This window comes from Paenibacillus sp. AGC31 (assembly GCF_057334655.1).
Genome location: NZ_JBHFJH010000024.1, coordinates 291,734 through 308,062, shown reverse-complemented (window position 1 = coordinate 308,062; position 16,329 = coordinate 291,734). Strand labels below are relative to the sequence as shown.

The window sequence follows — 16,329 nt, the reverse complement described above, 5'->3', positions numbered from 1 at the left end:
GTGTATAAAATGATATAATAAGCAAAGTATTTTCGAAATCGGATTGAAATTTTCATGAAAAAGGAAGCTGAACTAATGATTGCAGACATCATGCTTGAAGTCGTCCTGCCCGTCTTTCTCCTGATCGCCGTCGGGTCCTGGATGCAAAAGGTGTTCAAGCTGGACTTGTACACACTCGCCAAAATCAATTTCTATTGTATTACCCCCGCAGCCGTCTTTATGAGCATGTACCACTCGGATATGTCGGGCGAACTGCTTGGGACCGTGACACTCTTTTACGCGATATATGTATTAATTCTCTATATTGTAGGTTCTGTATTTGCGCGCTCGCTTCGGATGAATAAAGGCATGAAGGCTGCCTTCAACAACAGTATTATGCTGGATAACGCAGGCAACTATGGACTGCCCATCAATGCACTGGTATTCCGTGGCGATCCACTCGCCTCTTCCATTCAGGCACTGGTCATGTCTTTGCAGGCATTACTGACGTTCACCTATGGCGTGTTGTCCATTCAGGGCGCGAAGCTCAAAGGTAATTACCGTGCGGTGATTATTGGATTTCTTAAAATGCCCGTTCCATATGCGCTCTTGCTGGGGATTCTGTTACACATGTGGAAGGTTCCCTTGCCTACGTTCCTGTCCATGCCGCTAACCTATGCGCAGCAAAGTATGGTTGCCGTGGCGCTGCTGACACTCGGAGCACAGATTGTAAAATATCCAATTCAACTGTACCGTCTTGATGTGTATATTAGCACATTTTTGCGTCTTCTGATTGGCCCGGCTATCGGCATTTCAATTGTGCTTCTGCTTGGGTTGGAAGGTATCGCTGCACAGGCACTCATTATCGCTTCGGGTATGCCGACCGGTGTCAACGCATCCATCCTTGCGGAAGAATACGATAACGAACCCGATTTTGCAGCCCAGACGGTGCTGATCTCAACGTTGCTTAACATCATTACGATAACAGCACTGATTTCTTATGCCAAAACGTTCTAAAATGAAAAATAAGTCCATGACCCATGAGCAGGGTTGTGGACTTATTTTTGCGGTGCTGAAACTATGTTTCAAACGTCGTTCGTTCCGGGAACTTGCCGCCTTCCCTGAATAAACATCGTACCAGTCGCTGCGCGGCTCGGTTAAAGAAAAAACTCGGGCTTACCCCATCCACCTGGACAGGTTCCAGTTCCTTCACACTTTCCTTGATCTTATTCATCTCAATGAGCCCCATCTTTCGCTCATTTGGTCCGAATCGATAAATAACCTTCTCATCGTCCTCCGTCTGTTTCACCAGCAGAATCACGGATGCCATACAGGTTACCCCCTATCGTTACGTTCTGAGATTCCATTAACTACTTGCCTACTATCATTATTACCCAGATTCTAGTGGAAGGATATAGGACTTAAGTTAGTTATACCTAAATTAAATATCCTGATATAAAGATTCTCTGGAATGAGTCGTTAGGCTCACAAACACCGTGTTTACACTATCCTAATGGATAGTCACTGTCATGAAAGTGCGTACTGCCCAAGTCGTTTTTCTCCGTTTATACTAACCTTATCTTGAATTCCCAAAGGAGAGAAATATATGTCTACAGCTCAAATATATAGCCACGGTGTCCCGTGGGAAGAGGCATTCAGTGTGGCTCAGGGATACAGTGTTAACGGTACGATCTACATTGCAGGACAATTTTCACATGATATGCAGGGGACGTTTATTGGTGTCGATGATATTGAAGCACAGGTTCGCCAGACACTCGATAACTTGGATCGTGTGCTCGCCGCATTCGATGTAACCAAGTCGAACATTGCTGAACTGGAGATTTTCTTAGTTCATCCGCAGGAGCATCTTGAGCCATGTGTTGCCGTGTATAAAGAGTACATTGGTACTCATCGTCCGGCTGTTACGATGGTTGGGACATCGGGTCTGGCCTTCCCTCATCAACTGATCGAGATTCGCGCCGTTGCTCATACCAACTGATTCGGAAAATCCCTAACGCTCCAGCACTAAGAAAAACGACCTGATGAGGTATTCACTTTAACGAAGTTCATACACACAAAAAAAGCAGGGTCGGATAAAATCCGCACCTGCTTCATCATTTATTCTTTTTATTAAACAATTTACAAACGCGGGTCTACCCGCTCCGACTCCAGTGATAGCGTTGCCAGCACACATTCATGAATTCGCTCCACTGGCTCTCTGCGTATAAAGCGCTCAATCCCCTCCATGCCCAAAGCACTCTCCATTAAGGCGTGGCGTTCTTTTTTGGATGTTTTACGTTTACGAAGTCGGGACAGATTCTCGGGTGCCAGGTAATCCATACCATAGATGATGTGCAAATATGCACGTCCTCGTACTTTAATCGCAGGCTGGATGATTTTATTTCCGTTCCAGGCGCGGAACGTTTCAGGTTTGATCACAATTCCCTCATGTCCTTCCGCCGTAATCTCATCCCACCAACGAATGACATCCGCTTCATCTGCCTCACTTGCGATCACGCGATATTCCGTCTCCATCATCAAGGTCGACATACGGGCGAACTCACGGTTTTGTTCCAAATGCCATTCATGGGTTTGCTCCCAAAATGCTCCCGTGCTATGTGCAAGTGTATGGAACGGCGCAATCCGAATGTCCCCGATATCATCCACATCCCAGCAGTATTTCTGGAATACATCGCGGAACGTTTCGGCATTAGTGAGTTTACCTACTGTTTCCTGCAACCACTCCTCTACGTTACGACCTGCTGCTTGAGCTTCGCGCAGTTTGTCCAGCACCGTAGAGCGATCCATCATAGAGGCTTCAGCCACATGTGCATATTGTGAAGCAATCAGCTCACGCGCCTTTAGATTCCAAGGTACAATCTCCGCATCGAGCAATACAAACTCCGTCTGATGACGCTCAAAATAACCGTCTACGGTCAAGTCCGCATGTAATCTGGAAAGCACATCTTGCTCTGTCGAAGGGTCAAAAAAGGATCGGCCCGTCCGGGTCACAATGTTCCCCAGCATCGGTCGGCCTACTCGCTGCACCGCAGCTTGCCCATCGCGGAAAAGAAGCAAAATGGCCCGGCTGCCCATGTGTTTCTTCTCGGCAACCATACGGGTAACGCCCTGTGAGCGATAATATTGGAACGCATCCTGTGGATGCTCCAAGTATCCCTCTACGGAGCATACACCCGGCGGAGGACTCATCGTAGGCGGGATGTAAATCAGTTCTTCCAGCGGCACAGTATAATGGGAAAACGTATCAATTGCCGTTTTCGCCACCTCACCGTGCACAGACACATCAAGCTTGGATGCTGTTTGAACCGTGAAACCCTCCTTGAACTTACGTATGTTGGGCGGAGCAAAACGCCGCTGTTCCCAGCGCTTTAATGGACTATCTGGATCTCCAGCATAATCCTGCCTCGCCGGAACACTGACTGCCTCACGTTCTGGCATTCGCCAAGCAGTGAGCATGCCACCAAAAACGACACCTTGATCAATGTTGACCGTATCATTCACAATCGTAGGATATGGACGGGGATCATGTCCCCAGACGATGCATTCACCCGAATTGTGATCCACGTACCAATCCTTGCGCACAGGCCGACCCTGCTCATCCGTACCTTCCACATCGCCATATCGGCAGTAATCCTGAATGCGTTTGGACTGTTTTTCGATAAAATGATCTCGAATCCCGGCGTGTGCAACAACCACTTGTCTTACCCCGTTGCGGGAAAAGACCAGATGAGATGGTGCATCAAGCAGAAAGGTCCTTAGCTCTGCACGTACTCGTTTTGCTGTCTCCTGACCTTGCTCCTGCTCAAGCTGAAGCAGTTCCATCTCCACCCGTTCGTCACCATGACTCAGTGTCACGTCTCGACCATCCAGATAACGCGCAATTTTCCAACCGTGGTTACTGTCAATCATGTAGGCAAGCTCGGCGGCACAATGTCGTTGCCAGAACAACAGGCATTTTAACGATTCTGGCCCACGGCTCGTTACGTCACCAACGGAGACTAATCTGCGTCCTTCGGGGTGACGGTACAGACCAGTCCCATCCTCGTCAACATACCCTAGACGGACGATTAATTCCATCATTTCATCGTAACAACCATGAATATCTCCGATGATATCAATACCTGTACCCATATCAATCACCAGCGGATTGGATGTGCGGACAAATGTAATCTCATCCGGCTGCTTCAGCACATAACTGGCATCAAAGCCATCCTCACGGATTGAGCGCAATGTGCGCTTGAACTGTTGCACCTGTTGTTTCACCCGTTGACGCCCACGCGGATAATCCCGTCGGGCATCACGTTCCAGCAGTTCTTTTTCAGGGATATCCAGCACCACAGCAATCACGGGAACATGAGCTTTCCTTGCCACCTGAATCACTTTCTCGCGATCCTCGGGATACAGATGTGTAGCATCGACCCAGGTCAACTTGTTCAGACGGCAGCGGGTTGCTAGCATCGCCTCCATCGCTTCAAATGCTTTGGCCGATACTTGCTGATACTCCGCATAGATCACATCCGCTTCGCTGCGGGGACGGTGTTTCCAATCCACATACTCATCATCTCCAACCAGCATGCGGAATTGATCGGATGAGACGCCTTCCGTGCGGCGAATGACGCTTTCTGCAACGAGACGATCCAGCAACGTACTTTTGCCACTGTTTGACGGGCCGACAAGAACAACGATACCTGCATGGGGTAGACGAATCTCACGTTGTCTTTCCTCCATCCCATTTTTCCGATCCTGCTGTCCTCTGCCCGCACCAGTTGTTTCGCGAGAACCCTTTTCTTTACTCATGATTGACTCTCCTTTCTCCGCTCAAAAATGACCAGTTGGGTAGGTTGTCCATAGCCTTCTGCATGCTCACCGATGCCCTTAATTTCATAGGCATAGTTCCCCTGTTGCGTCCATTCCTCACACCGGGAAACCAGTTCCGCACGGGTCCACTCGAAGCGATGATCATGGTGACGGAAGCTTTCCTGCTCCATTGCATACACTTCGTTATATTCCTTGTTTGGTGTAGTGACCAACAGCACATCTGGCTGATATTCGTTCATGATTGTATCCATAATTCCGTTCAGACGATATTCCTCAATATGCTCAATCACTTCGCACAGAATCATAACGTCCTGGTTTTGCATCTGCTCGTCAAAATAAAACAATGAACCGATGATCGGCTCCGGCATAGCCACCACTCCAGAACGACCCTCGAGCTTCGCGAAGCGCTCCATGGCCCGAAGTCGTGACTGGCCCGAAGGTTCAACGGCCAGAATCGACTCCACACCGGGAATGTACGCCAATCGGGCAGATAGCTTGCCTTCCCCTGCTCCCATATCTACAATGCTCCGTTTCACTGGTAACGCTGCAACCACATCTGTGATTGCACGATAACGCAACTCGTTTAACCTCACAGGAGGTTCTGATTGGCTGCCATCGCTAACAGACTCGGACCCACGCTGCTCTTGTTCTCCGTCTTCTCGATGTTCCACGTTAACCTCCTGAATAACCGCCTCCGAGATGTGGCCTATTCCTCTCTCCTGTCCAAAAGACGCAGACAAAGCACCCTCTTGTCGCTCATACTGTCGGATCAGTTCGGCAAAACGCAACGTACGCTTCACAATGAGTTCTTTCAGTGGGTGAGCATCCAGCCACCCTTCACCATATCGTTTGATTTTATCGATCTCATCTTCACTGATGAAATAATGTTTGTAATTATCCAGCACTGGAATCAGCAGAAAGAGCTGACGCAGCGCATGTTGTACCGTGTTACGACCACGCAGGATGATATGGCGAACCGTGCTTCTATTTTTCAGATCAAATGAATACGAAAGCTCTCCTCGTTCCACCGAAACGGAGTATCCTAATGGCGAGAATAATTCCTCCACAACCTTATCGGGCAGATCGGAAGCCACTGGGCCAAATTTCAGTTCCAGTTCAAAGGCATGATTCACCCACTGCACATAGTCTTCCTTCGGCTTACCATTCAAGGCCGTCCCGAGCGCCGCACGTATGTAGGAGCAGAACAGACTGCTGGTCACGAACTCACGATCGTTAATATATTGCGTTATGTCATATCCATCAGGTGTACCTCTGACCAGATCCACAGGATCAGGCTCGGCATGAATCAGTACTTCTGTTTCGTTCTCTGTAGCCGCAGTGTACACCATTCTTACACGCACACCTTTGTCTACGCGGTCATATATATTCAGCGGATTCTTCGCTAACAAATGGGATACAACCCCCACGTCAGCGCCGCTTGCTTTCAAGATCAGATGCATCAATTCTCCTCCTTCGGATCAATTCCATTCTCTTTCACGATTTCCGTTGTCATCAAGCCCTAATTAGTTCCCCATACCTCTTGCAATGCAAATCGAAAAATCCGGTCCAATTCTTCAAATTCAATAATTTGCTCATTATCCATCTTGCCGGCCATTCGTTCAAAATGCTCGATCTTCTCCGCCAAAAAAGCTTGTATTGCGGGCAACTGCGGCTCCAGATCCAGTTCCTCGCCCGCCTTTTTCCGGCGCAGCAATTCATGAATCTCCGTATATAGCGGTGTAGTCGCAGGTACAAGTTCTTGCACCAGCTCTTCAAATGCCATCGGTGGCATTGCATCATAACGTTCAATCCAGCCACAAGCGAGCAATGGACGAAGCACGTAGAAATACTTTTTGATCTTCACCTGCTCACCTTGTAAATAATCCCGGAAGTTCCCCTTTGCCATATTCAGATAATGATACATGCAGGACTTGGGCGAGAAGGTCAAAGGTGACAGTGCACGGATATGCTGTGCCACGTTATACTGTTCATCATACTGAATCGGGGATTGCAGCCACTCCAGTAACGGTGGATTGGATTTGCGAAACAGCTTCAAGGCCTTGCGCAGATCCCAACCATTGATGTCGAGCTGATCACTGATCGGGCGTTCGATCACATCCCTTTTATCCTCAATCGACAAGTACCATTCCAGTGGTCTTACATACAGAAAACGCACATCATAATCACTATCCTGGGAAGGAAATCCCCAAGCCCGACTGCCGGATTCACAGGCATAGATAATCCGAACTTGCTCCTCCTGTTCAATCTGCTTCAGCTGTTGTCTAATCGTATCTCTCATTTCTTCATGAACATGAGTCATGTCAGTCGCCTCCTTTTAAAAAATTACAATATGGATCATGGATTCCTATTCCCTTCTCGCATTGTTCACCAGATCGATTAAACGTGTTGCCCTTCCTCGCTCATAACCTCATTATGACCCAAGCATGATCATACGAACATGGCAGAAGTATGGCGACGAATCACTTCCATAACTCATTAAATTATCGTTTACCTTCATAAGTTTAAAATGAAACCTGCCGCTCATCCTGCTACAATGAAGGGATAACAAGGAGTGAATGTTCATGGCAAGAGAGAGTTTTGACAAAGAAATTCAGTTCTTACGCATGTTATCCCTAACAAGCGGTGCATATAACCGCAAACAATATGCCGAGCGGCTTGGCATATCCGTACATACCTTTGATAAAACCAATCGCAGATTAAAAGAAATCATGCAGACCGTCGCCGACCAACGCTCAAGTGCCGAAGCAGGCCGGGAAATGGCAGATCTCGTTCGCTTCCAATACGGGGAGTCGGCAGAGCCTATGTTGCTCTTCCTCTTCCGTGCCAAGTCGATGAAAGAGACTGAAGTTCAGCGACTTTCTGTCCTTCTGCATACCTTACAAGATAAAGCACTGACCGCAATGGAACTGCTGGATGCCTGCTGTGCTGATCTGCCGGAAGATCTGGCGTTACCTGACGAGAAAACCATTCGCTCTGATCTGAAGTATCTGGAAGAGGTTGGAGTTATACGGAAGGAGCCCGGTGGCAGACCATATCGATATGCCTTGCAACAGGATGTCCTTACCGAATTAACAGTGGAGGAACAGCTGGAGTTGTATGATTTTGTGGATATGATGGCGAATACCCAGGTTCCGTCCGTACAGGGATATTTATTGCGCGATAGTTTGAAAAAAGCCATTACGGCAAGTTTTCCGCAAGAAGAAGCTACCGAACCCTATATCTATAAGTATCACTATTATTCTCGTATCCTGGATGAAGCTCATCTCTACACACTGCTTGGTGCGATTCGTCAGCGCAAACGTGTGCATTTCCTATACTATTCACCGAAAAAACCATCCAGCTACAGTTCACAGAATACGAATCCACGCTTTGAACGGGAAGCAGATGGTCGATCCAACCGGATCGTGCCCCTTGAAGTGATCTATGACCATCAGTATGGTCGTTGGTATGTAATTGGATATCAGGGCCGCCGCGGGTTTGTGAAATTCCGCATGGAAGGCATAACCCAACTGGAGGAACAGGATTCAGTAGAAGAGCAATACATGCTTGAGTTGAAGCAGCAGTGGACCGACATTAGTCGCTACAGTTGGCTTGTGGATACGGGGAATACCGTGACGGTTCAAGCTCGCTTTTTCCACCCGGAACGTGGTCAGCGCAATTTCATTCTGGATCGGGTTCGTCTGCAAGGTCAATGGGGCAAGATTATACCCGAAACGGATCATACCTTTCTTTACGAAATCCAGGTCAACGGTACCACAGAGATCAAACCGTGGTTACGGAGTTTTGGCTCAAGCTGTGAAGTAATCGCGCCTCAGAGACTACGCCAGGAGATGATCAAGGAATGGAAGGAGATTGCGGAATATTATGAACCTGTTCGAGAAGATGTTCAATTACCAGATGATGACACGACTGAATGAAACCGGACTGTTCACCTGGACCTCACAGGAACGAGCCTGGCTTCGCATGATGCTGAATCACCCTGCTGCGAGAGAAGCGCTGAGCCCTGTAACGTTGGATAAAATGCACAACATGCTGAATAGTGAGCAGAACCTGAACCTTCAGGATTACCTGACCGAAAAAGCCAAAAGCGAAGAAAATAGTGTCTCTCACCCACTACTTCGACAGTTACGGCTAATCATTCTGCATCATCAAGGATTTCGGCTGATCGGTCGCGTTCGCAATGGACGCACAAGCCAAGATGAATTCGGCTTCCCGTATAAACTGGAATATTCCATGGTCAAAAAAGAATGGTACGTGCTGTGGTATGCTCCTCGCTTCGACAAACTCATGTCCACCAAACTGCACAGCATCGTTACCGTGGAAGCCCAACCGGTTGAACCGGATACCGCTTCGGGTTACACTGCCCGAATTGCTGCGATAACGGAGAAGCGTAAAACGACCATCACCATCGAGGTACTGCCCCAGTTCAATCAGGAACTGTCCCGAATCCTCTATGCCTTCTCCTGCTTTGAGAAACAGGTCGAGTACCTCGAAGCCAAGCAGACATATCGGATCGAGCTGACCGTTCCGCGCAATGAGATGGATTACGTCTTATCCAAAATGCGGTTTCTCGGCAAACGGGTTCGAATCGCTGACCACACAGTGCTGCGGGAGCGGATGTCCGAAACAGCTGCGAAGGCATTAGCCCGTTATGCGCAAGCTGAACCTGATCAGCATTCTGAACGCACACGAGGCGTCATACCGCACCAGCATGATGAAGAACCTCTCGCGAATGCCGATGTCCATTGATTTTATGAGAGTGGGTTAAATGTCTATTTGTCAAAAGCAGCAATTTCATCTACGCAAATAAGGTCTGGATGATATTATCCAGACCTTATTCCTCTATTCCTGTAGAACTACCTAACTGCCTGTGAACCCCATTATTCTGCACTACGTTCCGCCACTGCTGGCAGCCGAGTTCCGTCTTTTATTAATCGCGTGCACGCCCATGACCACTGCAATTAATTCATACGTGTCCAGTTGTTCCGACTGGTTATCTAATACAAATGCTCCTGAACTAAACCAGCCGCTGGTACGACGGAAACTGGCCACGATGCGGCCGCCACTGCCACTTATATCATATTCCTGCGAAAATGCTGGAGCAGACACATCATACGTACCGCGTGATCCCGCATCATACTCATACTTTTTGTTAAAGAAACTGAACCTGGCCCGAAGCACACCCAGATGTCTCCCATCTGCTGCAGTGATATCCCAACGATTCGTTAACATGCGGAATTTTCCGCTGCAGACTAATCCCGAGTTATCCGATACATCGAGCGAAGAACCAAAGACACTTTTCAAATCCAGATGCCCTGCCTGTTCCTGATTTGGATTCATAATCTCGGTGTAACCTGCGTTAAAAAAGTTATCCCTGAAATATAGTTCCATAACGCTTTCTCCTTTCCCTTACAGATCCTTTTGTTCTCTATAACCTAATCTCGCATCGAGCACACAATATATCTATATATACGTATAATTAATGGTAGTAGATTCAAAAAGTGGATTATTACTGGATGTAAAAAAACGAGCAACCCTGGTTGCTCGCATCACGTTCAAGTTATCCTGTTATCAGACTTCGACTTTTTTGTTGTTCAGGTAAATGGTAGCCCACACCAAGATGACCGCCACAATAACTTCAAATACAATGCTTCCCCACATGCCGTCCGACCATAATACGCCATTGGCTGTGATCGAGATCCCTGTACTTTCTTCCGTGTACCGGAACATTTCATTTGGACTAAAACGTCCTGTCGTAATGATATTCTCCAACCAGCCAAGCAGATTAACGAGGACCAAGAATGCAACGATTCCGATCCATGGCCCAGTTCTCCAACGGAAGCTGCCTGCAATCGAGATCGAAAGGAAGATAATGACGGTCATGAATACCATAACCCATGCGCTAAACAGCAACAAACTAATATAATCCGAAACATGTAGACCCGAAAGATCAATATTGTTAGCTATGTTCATTCTGAGCTTCATTGAAATATAGATGTAGGCATGAGTCGTAAAAATAATGACTAACCCCAACCCGCAAAGAGCTCCAAAGATCAAAGGAGACAACACATGTGATAGGCCCGTTACGGGTAACAGACGGCGATTATAAGAGCGGATATTGGACGTGTATGTTTTGATCATTTTCACATAAATAGCCACACCTACTCCAACATATCCCATAATGCCAAGCACAATCCCTGTGACCTCAGACACGAAAAGGGAAAGCCCCACTTGAGCGATAATCAAAATAACTAGCCCAGCCAGCAGTGTATTCCAGTTCCTTCTAAAGTCATACTTCAATAATGTCATCATTCCGCATAGACCTCCTTGAACATCTCATCCACACTTTTCCCATATTTCAGACGGAGCGTTTCCACTTCTTCCCGCATCACCAGCTCGCCCTCGCGAATAAAGACAACTTCATCAAAAATCCGTTCGATATCATTCACAAGATGCGTGGAGATGATGAGACTGCTGTCTTCATCATAGAATTTGACGATCGCATCCAGAATCTTGCCACGCGCAACCGGATCTACTCCGCCAATCGGTTCATCCAGCAAATACAGACGAGCCTTACGAGAAAGTGCCAGTGTTAATTGTAGTCGTTCATTCATACCTTTCGACAGATGCCGTACCCGGTCACTCTCGACAAGGTTCATGAAGTCCAGCATCTCCCGCGCCTTCTCCTCATCAAAATCAGCATAGAAATCGCGATAGTACGCAATCGCATCCCGCACTCTCATCCACTTCTCGGTTAATGGACGATCCGGCATGAACGAAACCAGTGCCTTCGTCTCCAGCCCAACAGGCTTACCTGTGACTTGAATCGTTCCGCTGCTCGGATGCAATAAACCTGCAACCAGCTTCATGAGCGTACTTTTTCCACTACCGTTGCTCCCCAGTAGACCTACGATTCGTCCCGGTGCAATATCCAATGTAATATTACTTAGCGCTTTCTTATTGCCATATGTTTTATTGATCTGGTTCAGTTCAAGGATGTTACTCATGCGTTGTTCCTCCCTTTCCTTCCGCAACGGCATCGGCTACGATGGATAAGATATCCTGCTCTTCGATCCCCAGTTCTTGCATTCCGGTCAGAAAGCGTTCCAGCAATTCACCGGCCATCTCTTTTTTGATCGTCATAATCTTCCGCTCCTCACTGGTCACGTATCTGCCCAAGCCCCGTTTGGTTTCAACCACTTCTTCCCGCTCAAGCTCCTGAAATGTCCGTTGTACTGTATTGGGATTGATCTGTAGTTCAGCCGCCAGTTCACGAACCGAAGGAATTTTGTCACCTGCCTGAAGTGTTCCGGTTACAATCTGTCTTTTGATGTACTGCATGATCTGCAGATAGATTGGTAAATTGTTATCAAATTCTATAGTCACAAAGCTCTCGCTCCTCTCTGTACTGGTGTATTAGTTACATAGTACACTAGTGAAATAGTGTTGTAAAGCCCATTTGTTAAAATATATATTCGCTTAATTGAAGGGCAAGCTTCCGCTATCGATATCCATACAAAAAAAGAGCAGATCGTGAAGATCTGCTCTGCATAACTTTATTAATCGTATTGTTATCTTATTCATATGCTTATCCAATAAAAAAGAGCCAGCTACACGATATCTAGAGGTACTTTGCCTTTAGGTGCAGGAAATGCCTCATCCAAACGGGCGAGTTCCTCTTGTGTCAAAACGATATTCACTGCTGCTGCATTGTCTGCCACATGATTCAGCTGTACCGCCTTGGGAATCGCCAGCACATCTCCATCCCTGATCACCCAGGCTAATGCGATCTGCGAAGTCGTAACTCCTCGATCCTGTGCAATATCCTGAATGACTGGATGCTCCAACAATTCACTTCGAAGCCTGCCACCCTGAGCCAGGGGACAATACGCCATTACAGGAACGCTACGTTCCCGCATCCAGGGAAGCAGATCATGTTCAATACCACGCGAAGCTGCATGGTAGAGCACCTGATTCACCATGCACTGAGACCCCTCCGGCAGACTCCATAACTCCTGCATATCCCTTGTATCCAGATTTGATACACCCCAGCGAAGGATTTTATCGGATTGCTTTAATTGTTCCAAAGCCTCAACCGTCTCTTCGAGCGGTACTCCCCCTCGCCAGTGAAGCAAATACAGATCCAGACGATCTGTACCAAGACGCGTGAGACTACGCTCACAGGCCGTAATCATCTGCTTGCGATCTGCATGATGGGGATATACTTTGGATACGAGAAAAACTTCATCACGATGGCCCGAGATGGCCTTTCCCGTAACAACTTCTGCCCCACCTTCTGCATACATCTCCGCCGTATCAATCACAGTCATTCCCCGTTCAATACCAGAACGCAGTGCCCGTACTTCTTCTTGCTGGCTGGATTGCTTCTCTCCCATGTTCCATGTGCCTTGTCCTATCGCAGGCAGGGCAGTTCCATCCGGAAGTAGAATCGTGCGTGTTGGATTACCATGCATCATCTATATTCCTCCATTCTGAAGACTTATGGACGTTCTGACCTCTCTAACGACGATTATACGAATCATACATCATGTTATCACTCACATGTCTCCAGTGGCTCATCATCATGATATACAATTGATCCAGTGGCACTGTGAGGCTACTTTGGGCAACGCTGATGGTCGCATCGACCATATTGCTGTTGACCGTCATCAATTTGCGTTTCATCCCGTTCTGGCGATCCAGAAAGGCTTTCTCGTCCCGCAATTTTACCCCGATCATTTTCTGTCCCATTAATTCATACATAAAAATATTCTCAACGTCTTTCCAGGCCACTGCTCCCCCTGCGGTATAAGAAGATGCATCTACAAACCCATCCTCATCGATTACAAAAGAAGGTTCCTTCTTAATCATCTTTACCAGACTGTAGCAGAAACATAGCCCAAAAAACAAAATGGAAAGAAGTCCAATCACATCCGAAAGGATGGAATCATTCGTAACTGAAGAACGATCAAAAATCAAAAAAAATCCGGCTGCCACAAAGAGTGCCGCCCCTGCCGTAAGCCACGCCATTCGTTTCCGGCTTGGATATTCCACATGCTGCTCATAGGATGTGCTCAACGTGACGTTCCTCCTCCATTGTGACTGAATCATACAAGTTCTATATAAACGAATGGCTATGAACCAAATAGCTGAATGTAGAACAGGAATTGCATGGTACATTAAACCAAATTCACCAATGTTAAACATTAAATTTAGACCGTTTTTCGTCATTTCTGCGCTTATTCAACAATAGGATTCGTCATCCTTCGAGCAAATCCTTTTAAAACACCTATATGAATTGAACAAAGAATATTTACACTTGCCACTCCGATGACAGAACAACCTTCCGATCGCTGTTATAAATGTCTCCCCTCCCATCCTTAGTCATATTGTCCTGTCCCTTGCTTTCCGTTAATATAAATGGAAAGGTTAGGAAATTAACCAATTCTAATTCATGGTGGGAGGACAAACAATGAACAGTCTGCGCGGCATAACATCGGAAGATCTTTATCAGATTACATGGGTTAATGATCCAACTCCGTCCCCTCAAGGCGGACAACTGGTATATGTAAGCCGGAAAACGAATGAAGCACGTGACGGTTATTGTTCTCACCTGAGACTGCTGCATCTGGGGAGTGGAAAGGACAGACCCTTTACCTCTGGTGAGAAGGATCATTCCCCTGCCTGGTCGCCCGATGGGTCTCAATTGGCCTTTTTAAGAGAGGTTGATGGGAAATCCCAGGTGTGGATTATCGCATCAGATGGAGGAGAAGCACAGCAAATCAGTCACCTGAAACATGGCGTCAGTTCCCTGCTCTGGTCACCGGATGGTCATACTTTGCTTGTGAAATCATCCGTGGATATGGGCGGAGATGAGGAATCAGAACATACAGATCCTATAGACGATGGACCTAAACTGCTGCAAGAACATGTCGTAGACCGGATTCGCATGAAATCAGATGCCAGCGGATTATGGAACGGTAGACGTTCCCACCTCTTCGCTCTCGCACCGATCGATGTGGAACCACTCCCTGTAACTACAGGTCATTATGACGTTGGAGACTACGCTTGGTCACCGGACGGAAGATCCATTGCATGGATTGCCCAGCTGCCCGAAGATGGCGAGGATCATAACGATTACACTCTAACCAATCATGTGTACCTTGCCAAGGCAGACGGATCGGATGTGCAGCAGTTGACCCCGGAAGGATATACGTTCAGCCGGCTGGCCTTTGCACCGGATGGACAATCCATTGCACTGCTCGCCAGTGACCGTTCCTATGGAAATGCCACGCTTGTGAAGCTGTACACCCTTCCGGTATCAGGTGGTGAGCTCGTATGTCTGAGCACCGATTGGGACGTACAGTTGAATCACAGCATTGTCGGCGACATGCGATCACATCTGACAACCACAGGGCCTGTATTCAGCCGGGATGGTTCCTCCATCCTGTGTCTAGCAACCATACATGGTAGTGTCCGCATCGCCAGATTCGCACGAGACGGCAGCAGTGCCGACTATATGTGGCCTGACGAACGGGAGATTTATCAGTTTGCAGAGTTGGACAACGGGCGAATCGTTGCTGCTGTAGCCGATACGCAAAATCCTGGTGATCTATATGTGTATGAGCAACCAGAAAATCCCGGAGTAGAGCCGATTCAGCTCACCCGCAGCAATCCACAGCTTGAGGATGAGATCCATCTCAGCACGCCAGAGACCTTCTGGTTCAATTCCTCGGATGGCCTGCGGTTGCAAGGATGGATCATGAAACCTCATGGTATGGTCGACGGAGTCAAAATCCCGACCATTCTGGAGATTCATGGCGGCCCGCACATGATGTATGGTTTTACATTTATGCATGAGTTCCAGATTCTCGCCGCACAAGGCTACGCTGTTATATATATCAATCCACGCGGTGGCCTCGGATACGGACAGCAGTTTGTAGACGCCTGTCGTGGAGATTACGGCGGTGGCGATTATCGCGATCTTATGGAAAGTGTAGATCATGCGCTGTCCCAATATGAGTTCATTGATGAATCCAGGCTGGGTGTAACCGGTGGCAGCTATGGTGGTTTCATGACCAACTGGATTGTCGGGCACACGGATCGTTTCAAGGCTGCAGTTACCCAGCGTTCCATCTCCAATTGGCTATCCTTCTACGGTGTAAGTGACATTGGATATTTCTTCACGGAAGACCAGATTGGCGGTAACGCGTGGGATGACACGGAAAAACTGTGGAAGCACTCTCCGCTCGCTTATGTCGGCAACGTGAACACGCCGCTGCTCATTTTGCATGGCGAACAAGATCTCCGGTGTCCGATTGAACAGGCCGAGCAGTTGTTCATTGCGTTGAAACGGCGTAAGCAGACCACAAGGCTCGTTCGTTTCCCGGGCGCCAACCATGAGTTGTCCCGTGGAGGTCATCCTCATCTGAGGGTACGCCGTCTGGAGCATATTGCCGGATGGTTTAACGATTACCTGTAACGGACTAA

15 protein-coding genes are annotated in these 16,329 nt (G+C 47.7%); 5 read left to right on the top strand and 10 right to left on the bottom strand.

Features of this window, described 5'->3' with window-relative positions; translation table 11 throughout:
* Positions 1-75: 75 nt before the first annotated feature.
* The gene (locus tag ACE04G_RS09130; protein WP_017690279.1) at positions 76-996 is read left to right on the top strand and encodes an AEC family transporter; all 921 of its coding nucleotides are present in this window, start codon (positions 76-78) and stop codon (positions 994-996) included.
* A gap of 61 nt (positions 997-1,057) precedes the next feature.
* Here the strand turns inward: ACE04G_RS09130 and ACE04G_RS09125 are convergent, their stop codons facing one another.
* On the bottom strand, positions 1,058-1,309 hold the full coding sequence (locus tag ACE04G_RS09125; protein WP_036606446.1) for an RNA-binding protein: 252 nt from the start codon (positions 1,307-1,309) through the stop codon (positions 1,058-1,060).
* A 276-nt stretch (positions 1,310-1,585) separates the two neighbouring features.
* On the opposite strand from ACE04G_RS09125, the gene ACE04G_RS09120 reads away from it, so the two are divergent.
* A complete protein-coding gene (locus tag ACE04G_RS09120) occupies positions 1,586-1,978 on the top strand; it encodes a RidA family protein (protein WP_221819000.1) in 393 nt (130 codons plus the stop codon).
* Positions 1,979-2,118: 140 nt separating this feature from the next.
* On the opposite strand, the gene ACE04G_RS09115 is transcribed toward ACE04G_RS09120, so the two are convergent.
* The 3 genes from ACE04G_RS09115 to ACE04G_RS09105 all read right to left on the bottom strand — a co-directional run bounded on the left by ACE04G_RS09115 (position 2,119) and on the right by ACE04G_RS09105 (position 7,138).
* A complete protein-coding gene (locus ACE04G_RS09115) occupies positions 2,119-4,728 on the bottom strand; it encodes a polynucleotide kinase-phosphatase (RefSeq protein ID WP_449005348.1) in 2,610 nt (869 codons plus the stop codon).
* 65 nt (positions 4,729-4,793) lie between these two features.
* Entirely contained in the window at positions 4,794-6,278 is a 1,485-nt protein-coding gene (locus tag ACE04G_RS09110) for a 3' terminal RNA ribose 2'-O-methyltransferase Hen1 (RefSeq protein ID WP_221818999.1), read from the bottom strand.
* Positions 6,279-6,337: 59 nt separating this feature from the next.
* Positions 6,338-7,138, bottom strand: coding sequence for a nucleotidyltransferase domain-containing protein (locus tag ACE04G_RS09105; protein WP_221818998.1), 801 nt, complete (start codon positions 7,136-7,138; stop codon positions 6,338-6,340).
* Positions 7,139-7,400: 262 nt separating this feature from the next.
* On the opposite strand from ACE04G_RS09105, the gene ACE04G_RS09100 reads away from it, so the two are divergent.
* The gene (locus tag ACE04G_RS09100; RefSeq protein WP_449005272.1) at positions 7,401-8,756 is read left to right on the top strand and encodes a helix-turn-helix transcriptional regulator; all 1,356 of its coding nucleotides are present in this window, start codon (positions 7,401-7,403) and stop codon (positions 8,754-8,756) included.
* Positions 8,704-9,588, top strand: coding sequence for a WYL domain-containing protein (locus tag ACE04G_RS09095; protein WP_449005271.1), 885 nt, complete (start codon positions 8,704-8,706; stop codon positions 9,586-9,588). The genes ACE04G_RS09100 and ACE04G_RS09095 overlap by 53 nt, the downstream gene beginning before the upstream one ends.
* Before the next feature lie 141 nt (positions 9,589-9,729).
* Here the strand turns inward: ACE04G_RS09095 and ACE04G_RS09090 are convergent, their stop codons facing one another.
* The 6 genes from ACE04G_RS09090 to ACE04G_RS09065 all read right to left on the bottom strand — a co-directional run bounded on the left by ACE04G_RS09090 (position 9,730) and on the right by ACE04G_RS09065 (position 13,917).
* On the bottom strand, positions 9,730-10,230 hold the full coding sequence (locus ACE04G_RS09090) for an LURP-one-related family protein (RefSeq protein WP_449005270.1): 501 nt from the start codon (positions 10,228-10,230) through the stop codon (positions 9,730-9,732).
* A 180-nt stretch (positions 10,231-10,410) separates the two neighbouring features.
* Entirely contained in the window at positions 10,411-11,151 is a 741-nt protein-coding gene (locus ACE04G_RS09085) for a hypothetical protein (protein ID WP_449005269.1), read from the bottom strand.
* Entirely contained in the window at positions 11,148-11,846 is a 699-nt protein-coding gene (locus tag ACE04G_RS09080) for an ABC transporter ATP-binding protein (protein ID WP_017690291.1), read from the bottom strand. The genes ACE04G_RS09085 and ACE04G_RS09080 overlap by 4 nt, the downstream gene beginning before the upstream one ends.
* Positions 11,839-12,225 carry a GntR family transcriptional regulator gene (locus ACE04G_RS09075; protein WP_036606428.1) on the bottom strand — a complete coding sequence of 129 codons (387 nt, stop codon included), beginning with the start codon at positions 12,223-12,225 and terminating at the stop codon, positions 11,839-11,841. The genes ACE04G_RS09080 and ACE04G_RS09075 overlap by 8 nt, the downstream gene beginning before the upstream one ends.
* 224 nt (positions 12,226-12,449) lie before the next feature.
* Complete coding sequence (locus ACE04G_RS09070; protein ID WP_397376239.1) at positions 12,450-13,313, bottom strand: aldo/keto reductase; 864 nt, start codon at positions 13,311-13,313, stop codon at positions 12,450-12,452.
* Between the two features lie 46 nt (positions 13,314-13,359).
* Complete coding sequence (locus tag ACE04G_RS09065) at positions 13,360-13,917, bottom strand: STM3941 family protein (protein WP_339307157.1); 558 nt, start codon at positions 13,915-13,917, stop codon at positions 13,360-13,362.
* A 394-nt stretch (positions 13,918-14,311) separates the two neighbouring features.
* Here ACE04G_RS09065 and ACE04G_RS09060 point away from each other — a divergent pair, with 394 nt between their 5' ends.
* Complete coding sequence (locus ACE04G_RS09060) at positions 14,312-16,321, top strand: S9 family peptidase (protein WP_449005268.1); 2,010 nt, start codon at positions 14,312-14,314, stop codon at positions 16,319-16,321.
* The last annotated feature ends 8 nt before the right edge of the window (positions 16,322-16,329 follow it).

Excerpts from the sequence above, each read along its gene's own strand:
- ACE04G_RS09115 (WP_449005348.1), bottom strand. The coding sequence starts at position 4,728 with ATGGAGGAAAGACAACGTGAGATTCGTCTACCCCATGCAGGTATCGTT.
- ACE04G_RS09125 (WP_036606446.1), bottom strand. The coding sequence starts at position 1,309 with ATGGCATCCGTGATTCTGCTGGTGAAACAGACGGAGGACGATGAGAAG.
- ACE04G_RS09070 (WP_397376239.1), bottom strand. The coding sequence starts at position 13,313 with ATGCATGGTAATCCAACACGCACGATTCTACTTCCGGATGGAACTGCC.
- ACE04G_RS09060 (WP_449005268.1), top strand. The coding sequence starts at position 14,312 with ATGAACAGTCTGCGCGGCATAACATCGGAAGATCTTTATCAGATTACA.
- ACE04G_RS09100 (WP_449005272.1), top strand. The coding sequence starts at position 7,401 with ATGGCAAGAGAGAGTTTTGACAAAGAAATTCAGTTCTTACGCATGTTA.
- ACE04G_RS09080 (WP_017690291.1), bottom strand. The coding sequence starts at position 11,846 with ATGAGTAACATCCTTGAACTGAACCAGATCAATAAAACATATGGCAAT.
- ACE04G_RS09120 (WP_221819000.1), top strand. The coding sequence starts at position 1,586 with ATGTCTACAGCTCAAATATATAGCCACGGTGTCCCGTGGGAAGAGGCA.
- ACE04G_RS09090 (WP_449005270.1), bottom strand. The coding sequence starts at position 10,230 with ATGGAACTATATTTCAGGGATAACTTTTTTAACGCAGGTTACACCGAG.
- ACE04G_RS09095 (WP_449005271.1), top strand. The coding sequence starts at position 8,704 with ATGAACCTGTTCGAGAAGATGTTCAATTACCAGATGATGACACGACTG.
- ACE04G_RS09130 (WP_017690279.1), top strand. The coding sequence starts at position 76 with ATGATTGCAGACATCATGCTTGAAGTCGTCCTGCCCGTCTTTCTCCTG.
- ACE04G_RS09085 (WP_449005269.1), bottom strand. The coding sequence starts at position 11,151 with ATGATGACATTATTGAAGTATGACTTTAGAAGGAACTGGAATACACTG.
- ACE04G_RS09105 (WP_221818998.1), bottom strand. The coding sequence starts at position 7,138 with ATGACTCATGTTCATGAAGAAATGAGAGATACGATTAGACAACAGCTG.
- ACE04G_RS09110 (WP_221818999.1), bottom strand. The coding sequence starts at position 6,278 with ATGCATCTGATCTTGAAAGCAAGCGGCGCTGACGTGGGGGTTGTATCC.